15 protein-coding genes and 2 riboswitches are annotated in these 14,358 nt (G+C 51.5%); of the genes, 10 read left to right on the top strand and 5 right to left on the bottom strand.

Features of this window, described 5'->3' with window-relative positions:
• The first annotated feature begins 3 nt into the window (after positions 1–3).
• The 5 genes from ACSFXJ_RS14450 (at position 4) to ACSFXJ_RS14430 (ending at position 4,562) form a co-directional block, all read left to right on the top strand.
• On the top strand, positions 4–930 hold the full coding sequence (locus ACSFXJ_RS14450; protein WP_435921045.1) for a DUF7916 family protein: 927 nt from the start codon (positions 4–6) through the stop codon (positions 928–930).
• Positions 931–939: 9 nt separating this feature from the next.
• On the top strand, positions 940–1,452 hold the full coding sequence (locus ACSFXJ_RS14445) for a metallophosphoesterase family protein (RefSeq protein ID WP_435921044.1): 513 nt from the start codon (positions 940–942) through the stop codon (positions 1,450–1,452).
• 287 nt (positions 1,453–1,739) lie between these two features.
• Positions 1,740–2,822: an ABC transporter substrate-binding protein gene (locus ACSFXJ_RS14440; RefSeq protein ID WP_435925771.1), complete on the top strand. Its 1,083-nt coding sequence runs from the start codon at positions 1,740–1,742 to the stop codon at positions 2,820–2,822.
• Between the two features lie 31 nt (positions 2,823–2,853).
• Entirely contained in the window at positions 2,854–3,768 is a 915-nt protein-coding gene (locus ACSFXJ_RS14435) for an ABC transporter permease (RefSeq protein WP_435921043.1), read from the top strand.
• Positions 3,768–4,562 (top strand): ABC transporter ATP-binding protein, encoded by a 795-nt coding sequence (locus ACSFXJ_RS14430; protein ID WP_435921042.1) that lies wholly within the window; start codon positions 3,768–3,770, stop codon positions 4,560–4,562. Before ACSFXJ_RS14435 ends, ACSFXJ_RS14430 begins: the two co-directional genes overlap by 1 nt.
• Positions 4,563–4,638: 76 nt before the next feature.
• Here ACSFXJ_RS14430 and ACSFXJ_RS14425 read toward each other — a convergent pair whose 3' ends face one another.
• Positions 4,639–4,995 carry a DUF2512 family protein gene (locus tag ACSFXJ_RS14425; protein WP_435921041.1) on the bottom strand — a complete coding sequence of 119 codons (357 nt, stop codon included), beginning with the start codon at positions 4,993–4,995 and terminating at the stop codon, positions 4,639–4,641.
• A gap of 149 nt (positions 4,996–5,144) precedes the next feature.
• On the opposite strand from ACSFXJ_RS14425, the gene ACSFXJ_RS14420 reads away from it, so the two are divergent.
• From ACSFXJ_RS14420 to ACSFXJ_RS14405, 4 genes are all read left to right on the top strand, one after another.
• Positions 5,145–5,438 (top strand): antibiotic biosynthesis monooxygenase family protein, encoded by a 294-nt coding sequence (locus ACSFXJ_RS14420; RefSeq protein WP_435921040.1) that lies wholly within the window; start codon positions 5,145–5,147, stop codon positions 5,436–5,438.
• A complete protein-coding gene (locus ACSFXJ_RS14415) occupies positions 5,419–5,964 on the top strand; it encodes an N-acetyltransferase family protein (RefSeq protein WP_435921039.1) in 546 nt (181 codons plus the stop codon). The genes ACSFXJ_RS14420 and ACSFXJ_RS14415 overlap by 20 nt, the downstream gene beginning before the upstream one ends.
• Complete coding sequence (locus ACSFXJ_RS14410; protein ID WP_435921038.1) at positions 5,961–6,569, top strand: TVP38/TMEM64 family protein; 609 nt, start codon at positions 5,961–5,963, stop codon at positions 6,567–6,569. The genes ACSFXJ_RS14415 and ACSFXJ_RS14410 overlap by 4 nt, the downstream gene beginning before the upstream one ends.
• Before the next feature lie 72 nt (positions 6,570–6,641).
• Positions 6,642–7,874 (top strand): MFS transporter, encoded by a 1,233-nt coding sequence (locus ACSFXJ_RS14405; RefSeq protein WP_435921037.1) that lies wholly within the window; start codon positions 6,642–6,644, stop codon positions 7,872–7,874.
• A gap of 59 nt (positions 7,875–7,933) precedes the next feature.
• On the opposite strand, the gene ACSFXJ_RS14400 is transcribed toward ACSFXJ_RS14405, so the two are convergent.
• Positions 7,934–8,632, bottom strand: a complete 699-nt coding sequence (locus ACSFXJ_RS14400) for a metal-dependent hydrolase (RefSeq protein WP_435925770.1) — start codon at positions 8,630–8,632, stop codon at positions 7,934–7,936.
• 120 nt (positions 8,633–8,752) lie between these two features.
• On the opposite strand from ACSFXJ_RS14400, the gene ACSFXJ_RS14395 reads away from it, so the two are divergent.
• Positions 8,753–9,403, top strand: a complete 651-nt coding sequence (locus tag ACSFXJ_RS14395) for a bifunctional 4-hydroxy-2-oxoglutarate aldolase/2-dehydro-3-deoxy-phosphogluconate aldolase (protein WP_435921036.1) — start codon at positions 8,753–8,755, stop codon at positions 9,401–9,403.
• A 74-nt stretch (positions 9,404–9,477) separates the two neighbouring features.
• Here the strand turns inward: ACSFXJ_RS14395 and ACSFXJ_RS14390 are convergent, their stop codons facing one another.
• The 3 genes from ACSFXJ_RS14390 to ACSFXJ_RS14380 all read right to left on the bottom strand — a co-directional run bounded on the left by ACSFXJ_RS14390 (position 9,478) and on the right by ACSFXJ_RS14380 (position 13,503).
• Entirely contained in the window at positions 9,478–9,819 is a 342-nt protein-coding gene (locus tag ACSFXJ_RS14390) for a hypothetical protein (protein ID WP_435921035.1), read from the bottom strand.
• A gap of 34 nt (positions 9,820–9,853) precedes the next feature.
• Positions 9,854–10,936, bottom strand: a complete 1,083-nt coding sequence (locus tag ACSFXJ_RS14385) for a C39 family peptidase (RefSeq protein ID WP_435921034.1) — start codon at positions 10,934–10,936, stop codon at positions 9,854–9,856.
• A 278-nt stretch (positions 10,937–11,214) separates the two neighbouring features.
• Positions 11,215–13,503, bottom strand: a complete 2,289-nt coding sequence (locus ACSFXJ_RS14380) for an Ig-like domain-containing protein (protein WP_435921033.1) — start codon at positions 13,501–13,503, stop codon at positions 11,215–11,217.
• 312 nt (positions 13,504–13,815) lie between these two features.
• A riboswitch (cyclic di-AMP (ydaO/yuaA leader) is annotated at positions 13,816–14,037 on the top strand.
• 106 nt (positions 14,038–14,143) lie between these two features.
• Positions 14,144–14,323: riboswitch (cyclic di-AMP (ydaO/yuaA leader) on the top strand.
• Positions 14,324–14,358 lie beyond the last annotated feature (35 nt).

Genomic DNA, 14,358 nt, shown 5'->3' with positions numbered 1-14,358 from the left:
CTTATGAAAAGAATGCTGGATTGCCGTGCCTCGGATTTTCGGCAAATGGGCAGGGAGGAGCTGAAGGGGGCTATTCTGGCGGCGGAAGGCCGGACTTTGATCGCGGAGACGGTCGTCGTATCGCAGCCGCTGCTGCCGGAAATCACGAATGCCGAGCTGGCCAAGGCTTTCGGTGCCGATATGATTCTGTTGAACGTGTTTGACGTATTTCATCCGCGAGTGAACGGCATCGTTCCATTCGATATGTTCCATCCGAATCCCGGACATGGAACGGCCAATCCCGTCGCGGAGCTTAAAGCGCTGACCGGGCTTCCGGTCGGCATCAATCTGGAGCCGGTCGATGAGCAGGCCGAAACTGTCGAAGCCTTGCAGGCGCTTCCGGAAGGGCGCAGAGCAACGGCTCGAAGCCTGGCCAAAGCGAAGGAATTGGGATGCGATTTCGTATGTTTGACGGGAAATCCGAAAACCGGCGTAACCAACCCGCAGATTTTGCGGACCATCGCAACGGCGAAAAAGGAATTCGGCGGGCTTATCATTGCCGGAAAAATGCACGGAGCAGGCACGCGCGGGACGGTCATCGATAGGGATGCTGCCGTTTCTTTCGCCGAAGCGGGCGCGGACGTGGTTTTGTTTCCGGCTCCGGGGACCGTGCCGGGCCTTCTCGAAGAAGAACTGGCCGCGATCATCGGCGAGGTGAAAGCAAAAGGGGCTTTGGCGCTCACGGCGATCGGCACAAGCCAGGAGGGGGCGGACGAAGAGACGATCCGTTCCATCGGGCTCAGCGCCAAGCGGGCGGGAGCCGATATCTTTCACATCGGCGACGCCGGTTTTGCGGGGATGGCGGTCCCCGAGAATATAATGGCGTTATCGGTCGCCATTCGCGGACGCAGACACACCTATATCCGTATGGCTGCTTCCCCGGTGAGGTGATAATCAATAATGAGGATCGGAGTTGTTTCGGATACGCACATGCCGCGAAAAGCCAAATCGCTGCCGCGAAAGCTGGTCGAAGCCTTTCGGGAGACGGATTTGATTATTCATCTGGGGGACTGGACGTCCTCGGAGGTATTAAAGCAGCTTGCCGCCTTGGCACCGGTGGAAGGGGTCGCCGGAAACAATGATCCCGAGGACATCGTTGCCCGGTTCGGATATCATAAGGTGCTCACCCTGGGGCCTGGCCGGACTCGCATCGGTTTGACCCACGGATTTTTGCCGGAAGGGCGGGCTGTGGCAAGGGAAAAGGCACTCCGCACTTTCAAGGGCCACCCGTTGGACGTTATTTTGTTCGGTCACTCCCACCAGCCTCTGCTTGAACGGGTTAACGGGATTCTTTTGTTTAACCCGGGTTCGCCGACCGACAAACGGAGAGCGCCTAAATGCTCTTTCGGCATTTTGGAACTGACAACCCAAGGAATCCATGCAAAACACATATATATTGACTCGGAAAAGTAATATCTGACAAATAATACAAATTACGAATTTGAAAATTTTAGTCAAAAAAACCTGGAGCCCGTCTTGCGGCTCCATTTCTTTTGCTCGGACTTTACAAAATGGATTGACGGGAAATTGACCACCATTTAATATAGGAATAATACATCGGGAAGCAGGATGGCCATGACTTTGCACCTTCTTGCTTTAATACTTTCACCGATAAAAGCGGTAATAGGATTGTGCTTTCATGGTCTAAATGACCAAAGGGCGAATCTATGTTCAAAAAAGAGAGGGGATTCACGATGAAGATGAAAAAAAGGCTTGGTATGTTTTTGGCGATGACGGCGCTCTTGATCGGCGTGGTCGGCTGCGGCAATAACGGGGGAAATACGGCGGCTTCCAACACGGAAAAAGGAAACGGCGGTGAAACTGCCGTGAACGCTTCCAATGGCGGGGCAACGGAGAACAGCGAGCAAAAGTCCTACAAGATCGCAATCTCGCAATATGTCGAGCATCCGTCTTTGGACGCGACTCGCGAAGGTTTCATGGCGGCATTGAAAGACGCCGGTCTGGTTGAAGGCGACAATTTGACGGTGGATTACAACAATGCGCAAAATGATTCGACCAACAATATGTCGATCGCCCAAAAAATCGCGGGAGAAAAGTACGACCTTGTCTTAGGCATCGCTACTCCTCCGGCGATCGCGCTGGCGGGACAGGTTAAAAATTCGCCCGTTCTGTTTGCGGCGGTAACGGATCCGATCGACGCAAAGCTTGTCAAAGACCTGGAGCATCCGGGCGGTAACATTTCCGGCGCTTCCGATACGAACCCGGAAGCAATTACGAGAATCATGGACTTTATCGCCGGCAACATTCCGGACGTCAAAAATGTCGGCGTTATTTTGAATACAGGCGAACCGAATGCGGTCATTATGACGGATTTGGCGGAAAAAGCGCTCGAGAAGCACGGCATCAAAATGGTTAAAGCCACGGTAACCAACACCTCCGAGGTGAAGCAGGCTGCCGAATCCTTGGTGGGTCGCGTGGACGCCATTTACATCACGCTTGACAATACGGTGGTCGAGGCGGTCAATACCGTCATCCAAGTCGCCAACGACAACGATATTCCGTTTTTCTCGAGCGACCGGGATACGGTAGAACGCGGGGCGTTTGCCACTGTGGGCTTCAAATATTTTGATCATGGTTACCAAGCCGGACAAATGGCGGTTGAAGTACTGAAAAACGGCAAGAACGTCGGTGATCTGCCCGTGACGAAGCCCGAGAAGCTGGATCTGATTCTTAACGTCAAGGCTGCCGCCGAGCAAGGCATTGAAGTGACCGATGCGATGAAGGATCAGATCCAAGACAAGGAGACCAATCTGATCGAATAGGGGCACGGCCTCACATTAGGAGGAAAACATCATGGCGAACTCATTGCTTGGAGCGCTTGAATCGGGATTGATCTATGCGCTGATGGCGCTGGGCGTTTATATTACGTTCCGAATTTTGGACTTTCCGGATCTGACGGTTGACGGAAGTTTCACGACCGGCGGCGCCATAGCCGCGATTATGATATCGGGGGGAGCCTCCCCCTGGATAGCTACGCTGGCCGCGCTGTGTGGAGGGATGGTTGCCGGCGCAATCACCGGACTGCTTCATACCAAAGGAAAAATTAACGGACTTTTGTCCGGGATCTTGATGATGATCGCTCTTCATTCCATTAATATGCGGATTATGGGCAAGCCCAACGTGAGTTTGCTGGGTGAAAGCACCGTGTTCGAAAACATCGCTCCATTGGTCCTGATGCCGTTTTTCATCGTGATCGTGAAGCTGCTGCTCGACTGGTTTCTTCATACGGAACTTGGACTGGCGCTCCGCGCCACCGGCGACAATCAGCGAATGATCCGAAGCTTCGGTACCCATACGGATAATACGGTTATTCTCGGGCTAAGCTTGTCCAACGGCCTCGTGGCTCTTTCCGGAGCGTTGATTGCCCAGCAAACCGCGTTTGCCGACATTTCGTCCGGTATCGGGATGATCGTCATCGGACTGGCTTCCGTCATCATCGGCGAAGCGATCTTCGGGGCGAGAACGGTGTTTTTTGCGACACTGGCCGCCGTACTCGGCTCGATCGTTTACCGCGTTGTCGTCGCTTTGGCGCTGCGCATCGAATGGCTGGATCCGACGGACCTGAAACTGATCACGGCGGTCATCGTCGTTTTCGCACTGGTGCTGCCGTCGATCCAGAGATCCTGGAAACAGCAGAACGTGGCGAAACGGCGATCTGCGGAAATCAACGGCCTGCCTGAACAGAAACAAGTTGGGGGTGGTTTCTGATGCTGCAGCTTAGCCATGTGTCTAAACTGTTTCATGCCGGCTCTCCCGACGAAAAGATCGCTCTGATCGATGTCAATCTGCATCTTAAACCGGGTGACTTTGTCACCGTCATCGGCAGCAACGGGGCCGGAAAGTCGACGCTGATGAACATGATTTCCGGCGTATTAAAACCGGATTCGGGTGAAATCCGCATCGACGGTCATGAGATCAGCCATTTGCCGGAATATAAGCGGAGCCGCTGGATCGGACGCGTGTTCCAGGATCCGATGGCGGGGACCGCTCCGCATATGACGATCGAGGAGAATCTCGCGATGGCGTACGCCCGCGGGAAACGCCGCGGACTCGGTTTCGGGGTGAACGCGAAACGCCGGAGCCTGTTCAGGGAGCAATTAAGCCGGCTCGGCATCGGTTTGGAAGGACGGCTTCGCGCCAAAGTCGGTACACTGTCCGGCGGGGAACGCCAGGCGCTCAGCCTGTTGATGGCCACCTTTACGGAACCGCAAATTCTGCTGCTCGACGAGCATACGGCAGCGCTAGATCCTGCGCGCGCGGAACTGGTAACCCGTCTTACGCAATCCATCGTCAGCGAACTAAAGCTGACTACCCTCATGGTAACCCATAATATGGAGCAGGCGATCCGTCTCGGCAACCGGCTCATTATGATGGATGCTGGGCGCATCATACTCGACGTGAACGAGGAAATGAAACGCGATTTGACGATGGAGCGCTTGATCGGCGAGTTTGAGCGGATCAGCGGTCACAAACTGTCCGACGACCGCGTCGTGCTGGGCTAGGCTCCTAATTGCAGACATTCAAAAGCCTGTTGGTGGATCGGCGTCATGCCGGTCACCAACAGGCTTTTTCAAAACTTTATCTTACCCTAACATTTTCGTCGCGGCGAATACCGTCTTTGAGCAGCCAAGTATGGAAGGCATATTCGAAAATGCCCAGTACCAAAGAAATGGACAAAATTTCACCGATGGAGAGCGTCCAGGCCGCGTTGGCGGCAATGGCCCACAGGAGAAGGAACGCAAGTCCAAAATCCGCAAGGGTTGCTACCATATTGCTTGTCCGGGGTAAAATAAACAGATCGCCGAGCATGTAAGCTAACGCCGACAAAACGATGGCGGTCAGCAGTGAACCGATAAAACTGGCATTGCTTAACATCAACATCATCGCGACGATGATGACACCGTTTCCGAGCAGCTTTACCAATATTTTATCCATGATTTCACCTCCCTATCAGCTCTGTGTCAAGTAGGTCTAGGGTTCCCTGATCATTACCTCGTATGCATGGCGGTTAAACCAAAATGCGGATATGAATTTATTATGCATCCGGTCCGTGCTATAATCAGGTATCGAAAGGGGACGATAGGATGATACTCGAGGTGGCTGAACTGCGGGTAAAACCCGGCACCATCAATGATTTTGAAAGCAATTTCCGAAAAGCGTCCGCCATTATTTCGCAGATGCGCGGATACATAAGCCATGAGCTTCATAAATGCGTGGAAACCGCGGATAAATACCTGCTGCTCGTCAAGTGGGATTCCATTAACGATCATGAGGTGGGCTTCAGACAATCCCCTCAATATGAAGAATGGAAAGCGCTACTGCATCATTTTTACGATCCTTTTCCAACGGTGGAACATTATGTGCAAATCCGAGTTTAACAATTATACTATCGAAGACGCACACCTGGCCGATTTGCCTGAAATTGTCGCCATTTACAATGAAACGATCGCCGGGAGAATGGTGACGGCCGATTTGGAGCCGGTCACCGTAGAAAGCCGGATGCGCTGGTTTGAAGAGCATTCCCCGGATTTTCGTCCGCTATGGGTGATGAGATCGGAAGGACGCGTAGTCGCTTGGATCAGTTTCCAATCATTTTACGGAAGACCCGCTTACTTGGCGACTGCGGAAATCAGTATTTATATATCAGGCGCTTTTCGCGGTAAAGGCATCGGGAGCATTTTACTGAAGAAAGCGATTGAAGCCTGTCCGCAAATCGGGGTGAAAACGCTGCTGGGCTTTGTTTTCGGCCATAACGAACCTAGTCTGGCCTTGCTGCACAAATTCGGGTTCGAGGATTGGGCTTTGTTACCCCGAGTAGCAAACCTGGACGGCGTGGAACGAGATTTGATCATTCTGGGGCGAAGAGTCGAACAGGATGAAGAGAATGGAGCAGAACTTCATTGAATGAATGGATAGAACAGTTCACCGGCTGGCTACTCGACGTGACCCAGATTGAAGGTTTTGGAATTTTGCTGATCACGATTCCCATGGCGCTCATCCAGGGCATATTCGGCGTGTTTCCGTTTGCGACAATCGTCATGCTGAACATATCCGTGCTCGGGGTCATGAACGGTCTCGCCGCAAGCTGGATTTGCGGTTCGTTGGCCGGTATGGCCGTATATTTGCTTTGTAAATTTTTATTTACCGATTGGTTTAACCGCAAATGGCTCTCCAAGCTGCAGAAATACGAACGTTGGCAGCGGAGCTTGGACCGGTACGGGGTATGGGCCGTTATTTTTTTGCGGACCCTTCCGATCATGCCGAATAACCTCATTTCCTTTATGGCGGCCGTCTCGAATTTAAAAACATCCTCCTACGCCTGGTCCAACATCGTCGGAAATCTGTCGAGCATATGGCTGTTCGGCATTCTTAGCGCGTCGATCGTTTTTCCGGATATGGATTTGCGGATGCTGATTCTGTCATATGCGGGATTTCTGCTTGCGCTCATCGTGGTGTTTTATGTAAGACAACGTAAGATGACTCATAAGGACAGCGGGATGACCGCATAAAATGGCGATTCAATCAAACGCTAGAAGTGCAATATATAGAAAAGCACGATAAGGAAGAGTGGGGGAAATCATATGAATCATACGGAAGCGGCACCGGCCGCCGCCCCCAAGCAGCGGAAGCTGCTTGTGAGCGCAGGCCTCAGCTGGATGTTCGACGCGATGGACGTCGGGATCATTTCGTTTATTGCCGCCGCGTTGGCTGCGGAATGGAGCCTGACACCGCAGCAAACCGGTTTGTTTACAAGCATCAACTCGATCGGCATGGCGTTCGGTGCCGCCATCGCGGGAATCATGGCCGACAAATACGGGCGAAAAGCGGTGCTGCTTTGGACGCTCCTGATCTTTTCGCTGGCAAGCGGGCTGTCCGCGGCGGCTACGGGCTTTGCCGTATTGTGCGTGCTGCGCTTTATCGCCGGCTTCGGCTTGGGCGGAGAGCTGCCTGTCGCGTCAACGCTCGTGTCCGAATCGGTAGCCGCCAAGGATCGGGGCAGGATGGTGGTGCTCCTGGAAAGCTTCTGGGCTGCCGGTTGGATCGCCGCCGCGCTGATCGCCTATTTTGTTATTCCTTCCTATGGCTGGCAAGCCGCCTTCCTGATTGGGGCAATTCCCGCCTTGTATGCATTGTACTTGCGCAAGTCGATTCAGGATCCGCCAAGATTCATTGAACAAGCGGGCAAATCCAGGGAACGAAAGCTTACGGCCCGCGAACGGTTTATGTCGGTTTGGACGGGTCCGAACAGACGGCCTACGATTATGCTGTGGATCTTATGGTTCACCGTGGTGTTTTCTTATTACGGCATGTTTTTATGGCTGCCGAACGTGATGGTCATGAAAGGCTTCAGCTTGGTGAAGAGCTTTGAATACGTGCTGATCATGACCCTTGCCCAATTGCCTGGATATTTTACGGCCGCTTATTTCATCGAGAAGTTCGGCCGGAAATTCGTGTTAGTCCTGTATTTGCTGTTAACGGCGGCAAGCGCCGCCTGGTTCGGAAATGCCACGAGCGAAGGCATGCTGATCGCCGCCGGCATTTGCTTGTCCTTCTTCAACCTTGGCGCATGGGGAGGCATGTATGCCTATACGCCCGAGCTGTATTCTACCCGGGTTCGTTCCACTGGGGTGGGGCTCGCCGCTTCCTTTGGCCGGGTGGGAGGCATCATCGGGCCATATCTGGTCGGGATGCTGGTTGCCCGCCAAGTATCGATCGGCGCGATTTTCTGGATTTTCTTCATCACGATCCTCATCGGAGCCTTGGCGGTTCTGGTGCTGGGAACGGAAACGAAAGGCAAAGAATTGGCGGATTAAAAATACCTCCACAGTCATTCGGGCGAATGGTTGTGGAGGTATTTGGCTTGAAGTGCAGATTATTTGGAGAGCTGCTCCGAATCCAGGCTTTCGCCCGGCTTCAAGGCATGTCCTTCGATGCCGTACTTGCCAAGCGCAGCCGTGAATTGTCCGGCGTCTTGGGCAATTAATCCGAAGGTGTTGTAATGGACCGGTACGACATGCTTCGGATGCAGCCATTCGGCGGCAATCAGCGCCTCCTCGGGCCCCATCGTAAAGTAATCGCCGATCGGCAGAAAAGCAAGATCGATTTGTTTTCGGTCTCCGATCAGTTTTAAATCGCTAAACAACGCGGTATCCCCGGCATGGTACACGACAAAGCCTCCAAGATCCAGGACGATGCCGGCCGCCACGCCAAGATAGACATTGGTTCCGTCAACGGAAACGGAAGAACTGTGCAAGGCAGGGGTAAACGTTAACTTGCCGAACGGAAATTGAAACGAACCTCCCAAATTCATCCCGGCCGTCTTTAACCCTTTGTTTTCAAAAAAGCTTGCCAGCTCCACAATCCCTACAATCGTTGCTCCGGTACGGCGGGCAATGGCTTCCGCATCTCCGATATGATCGGAATGCCCGTGAGTGAGGAGCACGTAATCCGCATGGATATCCTCAGCCTGTGCCGCGGCGACCGGATTCCCCGTCAGGAAAGGGGCGATAATCAGTCGATGCTCGCCGGTGTCGATCAGCACGCAGGAATGCCCCAAATAGGTCAGCTTCAACATAGATCACTCCTTTGAAAAAATGGAAGTTTTCAATTCTATTATATCGGTTTGACTCCCCAAGTCCTAATTCATCGGCTAAAATGAGGATAAAAGAGATGCCAATCAAGGAGGACAGGAATGACAACACCGTTGATGGAGCTGTTGGAACAAGAAAAGATCGTCGCCATCTTGCGCGGTATTCCAAAGGAACGCGGATTAGACGTAGCGGAAGCGCTATGCAAAGGCGGAATCGTATTTGCCGAAGTGACGCTGAATACCGAGGGCGCGCTCGATATCATTTCGAAGTGGAGAGAAAGATTCGGACCCAAAATGCGTATCGGAGCCGGAACCGTCCTGGATGTTGAGGCTGCGAAAGAGGCCGTTTGCGCCGGTGCGGAGTATTTGGTTTCTCCAAATTTGGACGAGGAGGTCATCGAATACGCTTTGGAAAAAGGCGTAGGCGTGTTTCCGGGCGCAATGACGCCTACGGAAATCGTCAAGGCCTGGAAGGCCGGGGCGACGGCGGTCAAAGTATTTCCGATGGCTACTTTAGGTGTCGGTTATTTAAAAGAAATCCGGGCTCCGCTCGATCGGATTCCGCTGATCGCCACAGGCGGAGTGCGATTGGACAACATCGGCGAGTTTTTGGCCGCGGGAGCGACAGCCGTGGGACTCGGAGGATGTTTGGCCAATCCGGCTTTGATTCGTGAAGGACGTTACGAGGCAATCACGCAAAACGCCATGGATTTGGTTCATGCCGTAAAAACCTATCGGATGAACGTAAATTAAAAAATCCCCCGGGCGACAATACGGATTCGTCCCGGGGGATTTTCTGCGGCGATTAAAGGTTTGGACTGGGCGAATCAAGGCCGACATGGGAACACAGAATCTCCTTGGCGGACGTCGGACGTTAAATCATCGACGGACATCAGGGCTCGGTCTCTTGTAAGCATGATCATTAGAAAATAGGCTTCACCGCGTGAATTTTCCAAAATGATTTGATAATCCCCTTTGCTGAAGAACGGATGACATGAAGCCGTTAATTTCAAATCATTGTTCTCCGCGTAAGTTTCGATGACGTAGGCTTTTCCCAGCTTTTCCGCTGCTTGTTTATTTCGATGCTCGGAAATGAAGAAGCATACCACCGAAATGATGATTATCGTTAGAAGTGCAATGAACATGATTAATGTACGTTTATTTTTCACTAGTTTTCCTTTCCTGCTTATTTCCGGAGTTTAGTTACATTGAGAATGAGACTAAAGACAAAATCGGCTGATTGGTTGGGAAATCAATGTAATGCTCTTGGGAGGTTCCGGTATTGTCATTAATAATAATCATACTGTCAAAGTTATCGTATGCATACCCTTTACCCACTGTCCAGTGATAATCGTATGCGTAGTCCCTATCCGGTTCAAAAAACGTGAATTTCGTATCAAATTTTACCGCAACCGGGCGGCCAGCATTAATTTCACTTCTATACGTGGCATATCCTGTTGTGATTGTAGAAGCCGTTGCGGAACGGTAAAAATCGCCATTATGGGCGACAAGCCCGTTTTTTACTCCTGCAACGCTCATTCCTACTATGGTACCCCCATGTTCGCTATAAAAGTGATTGATCGTGGCAGCTTTTGAGCCGTAGTAAGTAGTGGATGGCAACAGACCAAATCCATTGGTTCTCCAGTACTCCGAAATAGCCGCCATAGTTGTTGGCCCGCATGCCGAGTTAGAATGATTTACACCGGAAGCGTACTGGTCAAACGTTTCAATCGTCAGCTTTCTCTCCGATAGCGCTCTAATCCCTATGGCAGTTGCCGAACCGTTTAAATAAGCATTCCATGCGGATGCCGCATTAGGGTTTGTTGAAAGGAGGGGGGGTGATTGGGCGGAAACTTTCTGTCCATTCTCCCGATCTCCCAATATAACATTCTGGGAATTTGAAGCATAAACCGCTTCAATACCTCCCATATAATACAGTCTTTCTCCATTGCTCAGTTCAGTAATTTCAAGAGATCCTTTACCTGCAGCCAATACCGGCGAGTAAGATTTGTTAGCCGATACTAGAACGTATTGCTTGTCAAACTTATAATAATATCCAAGCAATATTTCATTAATATTGTAAACTGGTTCAACGGAAATCAAAGACGAAAATGGTTCCGAAAATTGATGCCTCTCCAAGAATAATGCTGCAACTGTATCTGCCTCCTCTCTGGTAACATTAGCCGTTCCGACAGGATCACTGACACTTGCCATAGATAGGGAAGGGAGGTTAACAAGAAATACGCAAACTAATAAAAGCGCTTTCAGAAATCTTGTTTTCTTCATTCTTTTCTCGCTCCTTTAGAATAAAATTAACAGATACGTTGTTGCTCGAATGGTATGTACCTGCATCTATCTCTAGTATCCTAATCTCAGTATACAATTAATATTTGATATGTTAAATAATCCCTTTTTGAATTTTATATGAAAGCCTTTTTCCGTAGGGCGAGAAAAAATCCAACGGATTTGGTGCGTTCTTAAAAACGTACCGTTAGGACGAAAATAATAATCCCCCGGACGACGATACGAATTGTCGTCCGGGGGATTTTGTCGGCGAATTTCTATCACTCCGGCCAGGATACGGTTACGGAATGAGGCCGGTCAAGCGCGGAAGCCCAGTAATAGCCGGGAGCCGTTATCCGCTGCGGCAAAAATCCTACCAGTCCGGCGGATTTGGGCAACGCTTCGGAGGTTGCCGAAGTCATGCCCTGGGCATCGGCCACAAGATCCACATATCTGCCGCCGTTGTAGGTGAAACGGCCATGAACTTGTGCTGCAACGGGTGCTCCTGTCTCCAGGTCGATGACTTGCAGGGTGACTTTTCCGCGTGTGCCGTCAAATACGATAGTCATATCGCCAATGATCATGGGGCGGAGGCTCGTGCTCTCTGTTGTAGCCGAGACTTCGCTCGATACGGGGCCGATATTGCCGCTGATATCGACCGCGGCTACCCGGTAGTAATAGGTCGTGTCCGGCAACAGTCCGGTGTCCCGGTAGGACAGATTACGGGAGGTTCCGCCAATCGTGGATTCGTCCGGCGTGAATCCGGGTTCCGTGCTTCTGTAAATGACATATTCCTCGATGTCGGAATTGTCGGTAGCCCGCCCGTAGTTGAGCTGGATCGAGTTGTAATCCCACACTGCAGCCTCCGGCTCGCGATTCAGTCCGGAAGGAGGCGAGGTATCCGTAGGGGTTACGTTCCATTTGAAACCTCCGGGCCCCCAGGCTGAAGGCAGCCAGCGGATGGAATCGTAATGATGCATGGCCATTCCGCCGAATGCCGGGTTCCCGTTAAAGGCGGCGTACACCTTATCAAGTTCGCTTTCCATATAAAGTCTGCCTTCTTCACGGAAGGTGATCGTTTCAGGGTCCCCGCTGCTGGCAATATCCAGCGTTTCGACGCCGACAATGACCGAGCCCGGTTTGCCGATCGCGTTGGCATAATCGAGTTCGCCTTGTGCTTGAGGGATAATGCCAGGCCCACCCTCGGCGGTATCCCTATAATCCATGATCGAAATATAGTCGCTAATGTCTTGGACATGTTCCGAAAGCCATTTTGTTTGTCCGTTCCACGTAATGTCCTGTGCTGCATCGCTGCTGTCAAACCAGCGCGGAATAGCAGGGCCGAAGGGAAGATCGATGCCGGCGGTATCTCTGCGGTCGATCATTTTTTGCAGGATATCGAGATATTGAAGCTGGACGGATGGTTTTTCCGCTCTAAATTCCGGTAAAATATACGGCTCAATGTCCACGTTCACGCCGTCAAATTGTTCCGCTTCCGAAGAGGAAAGGTTGAAGTTGATTACTTTTTCGATTTCCCGGATCGCGTAGCCGTGGTAGGGCTCTAATGCACCGTAGTAGGGAGGAACCGTGCCTCCGGCAATGCATGCATGAACCTGATATCCATTGGCATGCGCCCAGCGGATGAAATCGCGGACCTTTCCGGGCTCGTCTTCAAGAATGTCCACGCCCTCGTAAGGGAAGACGCCGATATAGAAGGTCGTGATCGGATCGGAGCCGAACGTTTCGGTATCGTCGGCCATCTGTTGGAGCGCCGTTCTCGAACCGGGATTCAGGAACAAGTTGTAAGCTGCTTTTTCCCAGATCCACATGGCCCGGTCTTGATGCTCCAGTGTGATCGGCTCGGGTGCCCAATTCCCGGTATGTGCGTATACCGTCGTACTCCGCCCGATATTGCCGAACGTATCGATGGCGCGCGCTTCGATGCTCGATGTACGGCTGTCCAGGCGCTTGGCATCCCACTTGAACTGATAATGATTGCCCGTACGTTTGGCAGAGAGCCACGGTCCGCCGTTAATTCTCACTTCCACCTGATCGATCGCATTTTTGGAATCCACCTGAATTTTTACCGGAACCGATCCGTGAACCGTGGTACCGTCGTCCGGGTTCGTTATTTTCACGACAGGGAGGCTGGCTTCAGGGTTATCCACATAAACGGAAGTGGTTGCGGTAGTGATCCCGTAACGAGTCACACTTTGCAGTCCCCTGACGATGATTGAAACGTCTCCATCATATTTGGAAGTGTTCAGATCCGCGTACCAGTTGCCCTTTTCAAATCCGTCCGACTGCTCCACCACGGCCGGAATCTGCTCCGTGCCGTTGACAATCAGCTTGATGTCATAGATGTCGGAATATTGGCCCGTGACCCGCAGCCATCCCGGTGACACATACTCGCCGCTTTTCGGAGAATCCATCGTTAACTGGGATTCGGCGCGGACGGACGGAACCTGGATAAGGACAAACAACAGGAAGCCTAGAAACAATGCAGCAGAAAGCCATTTGAGTGTCGGGCGAACAAACCGATTCATCAAACTTTGATCAAAATTCGGCATAAATACCCCTCGCTTTCTGACGGATCGTACAGCGGCCCGCCTCCATATAATTGTAAACGTTTACATTTATTATTGTATCCGCAAGTTTTTTCTAAGGGCAATATCCTTTTATTGTCCTTTAATCGGATAAGCCGGGTCGAAATCTAGAAAATAAGAGTATAGTCGAGTTATCGCGAAAATGAGAGAGATTGTGATGAATGAAAACGCTGCTGATTCGTATATTCGTCAAATCCCCTTCTTTTTTTGCCGCCAGCATGACTTTACTCTGTTCGGAACTGGAGTTATGATTCAATCCATGAAATAAATAACAACCATTTCTGATCGCTGAATTTCCCGGTAGCGGGAAAGCGGGGGAACCGACGGCCATCCATTTAAAAGTGGCCGTATAGTTCGAATTTCAATTCCATGTGAGAGTGGGAGAGACCTTCGGACAGGGGTGAATCGCGTACGGAATCCATGGCTTCCGTACGGGTAGGGCGACTCTCACCGCCCGAATCCGACAGCTAACTTCGTAAGCGTGGATGGAGAGAGGATGGGTGAACTGCGAGCCGCACCAAAATTGGCCACAGGGGACCTCGGTATGCCTCCGTGGTCTTTTTATGGCCTAATATGAAAAAATGATTGAATTTCATGAAAAACAATGTCTCATTCGCTGAATTCTGCTTACGCAGAAACGGGGGAACCATCAACCTCCGTTTACCGGTTTTCGGACCGTTAAATCGGAGATTTCTTGGGGTGAATCGCCGGAATGTTTCCGGCGTAGGGCGACTCTCGCGTCCGAATCCGACAGCTAACCTCGTAAGCGTTATGGAGAGAGGCACCCGCCATAAGCTGATTTGGCCCGAACGCCATTTT

Origin of the sequence: Paenibacillus salivarius (genome assembly GCF_051307165.1) — a bacterium.
In the GTDB taxonomy this organism is placed as follows: Bacteria; Bacillota; Bacilli; order Paenibacillales; family Paenibacillaceae; genus Fontibacillus.
Note: the sequence above shows the minus strand (reverse complement) of the source record. Positions and strands in the feature narration are given on the sequence as shown.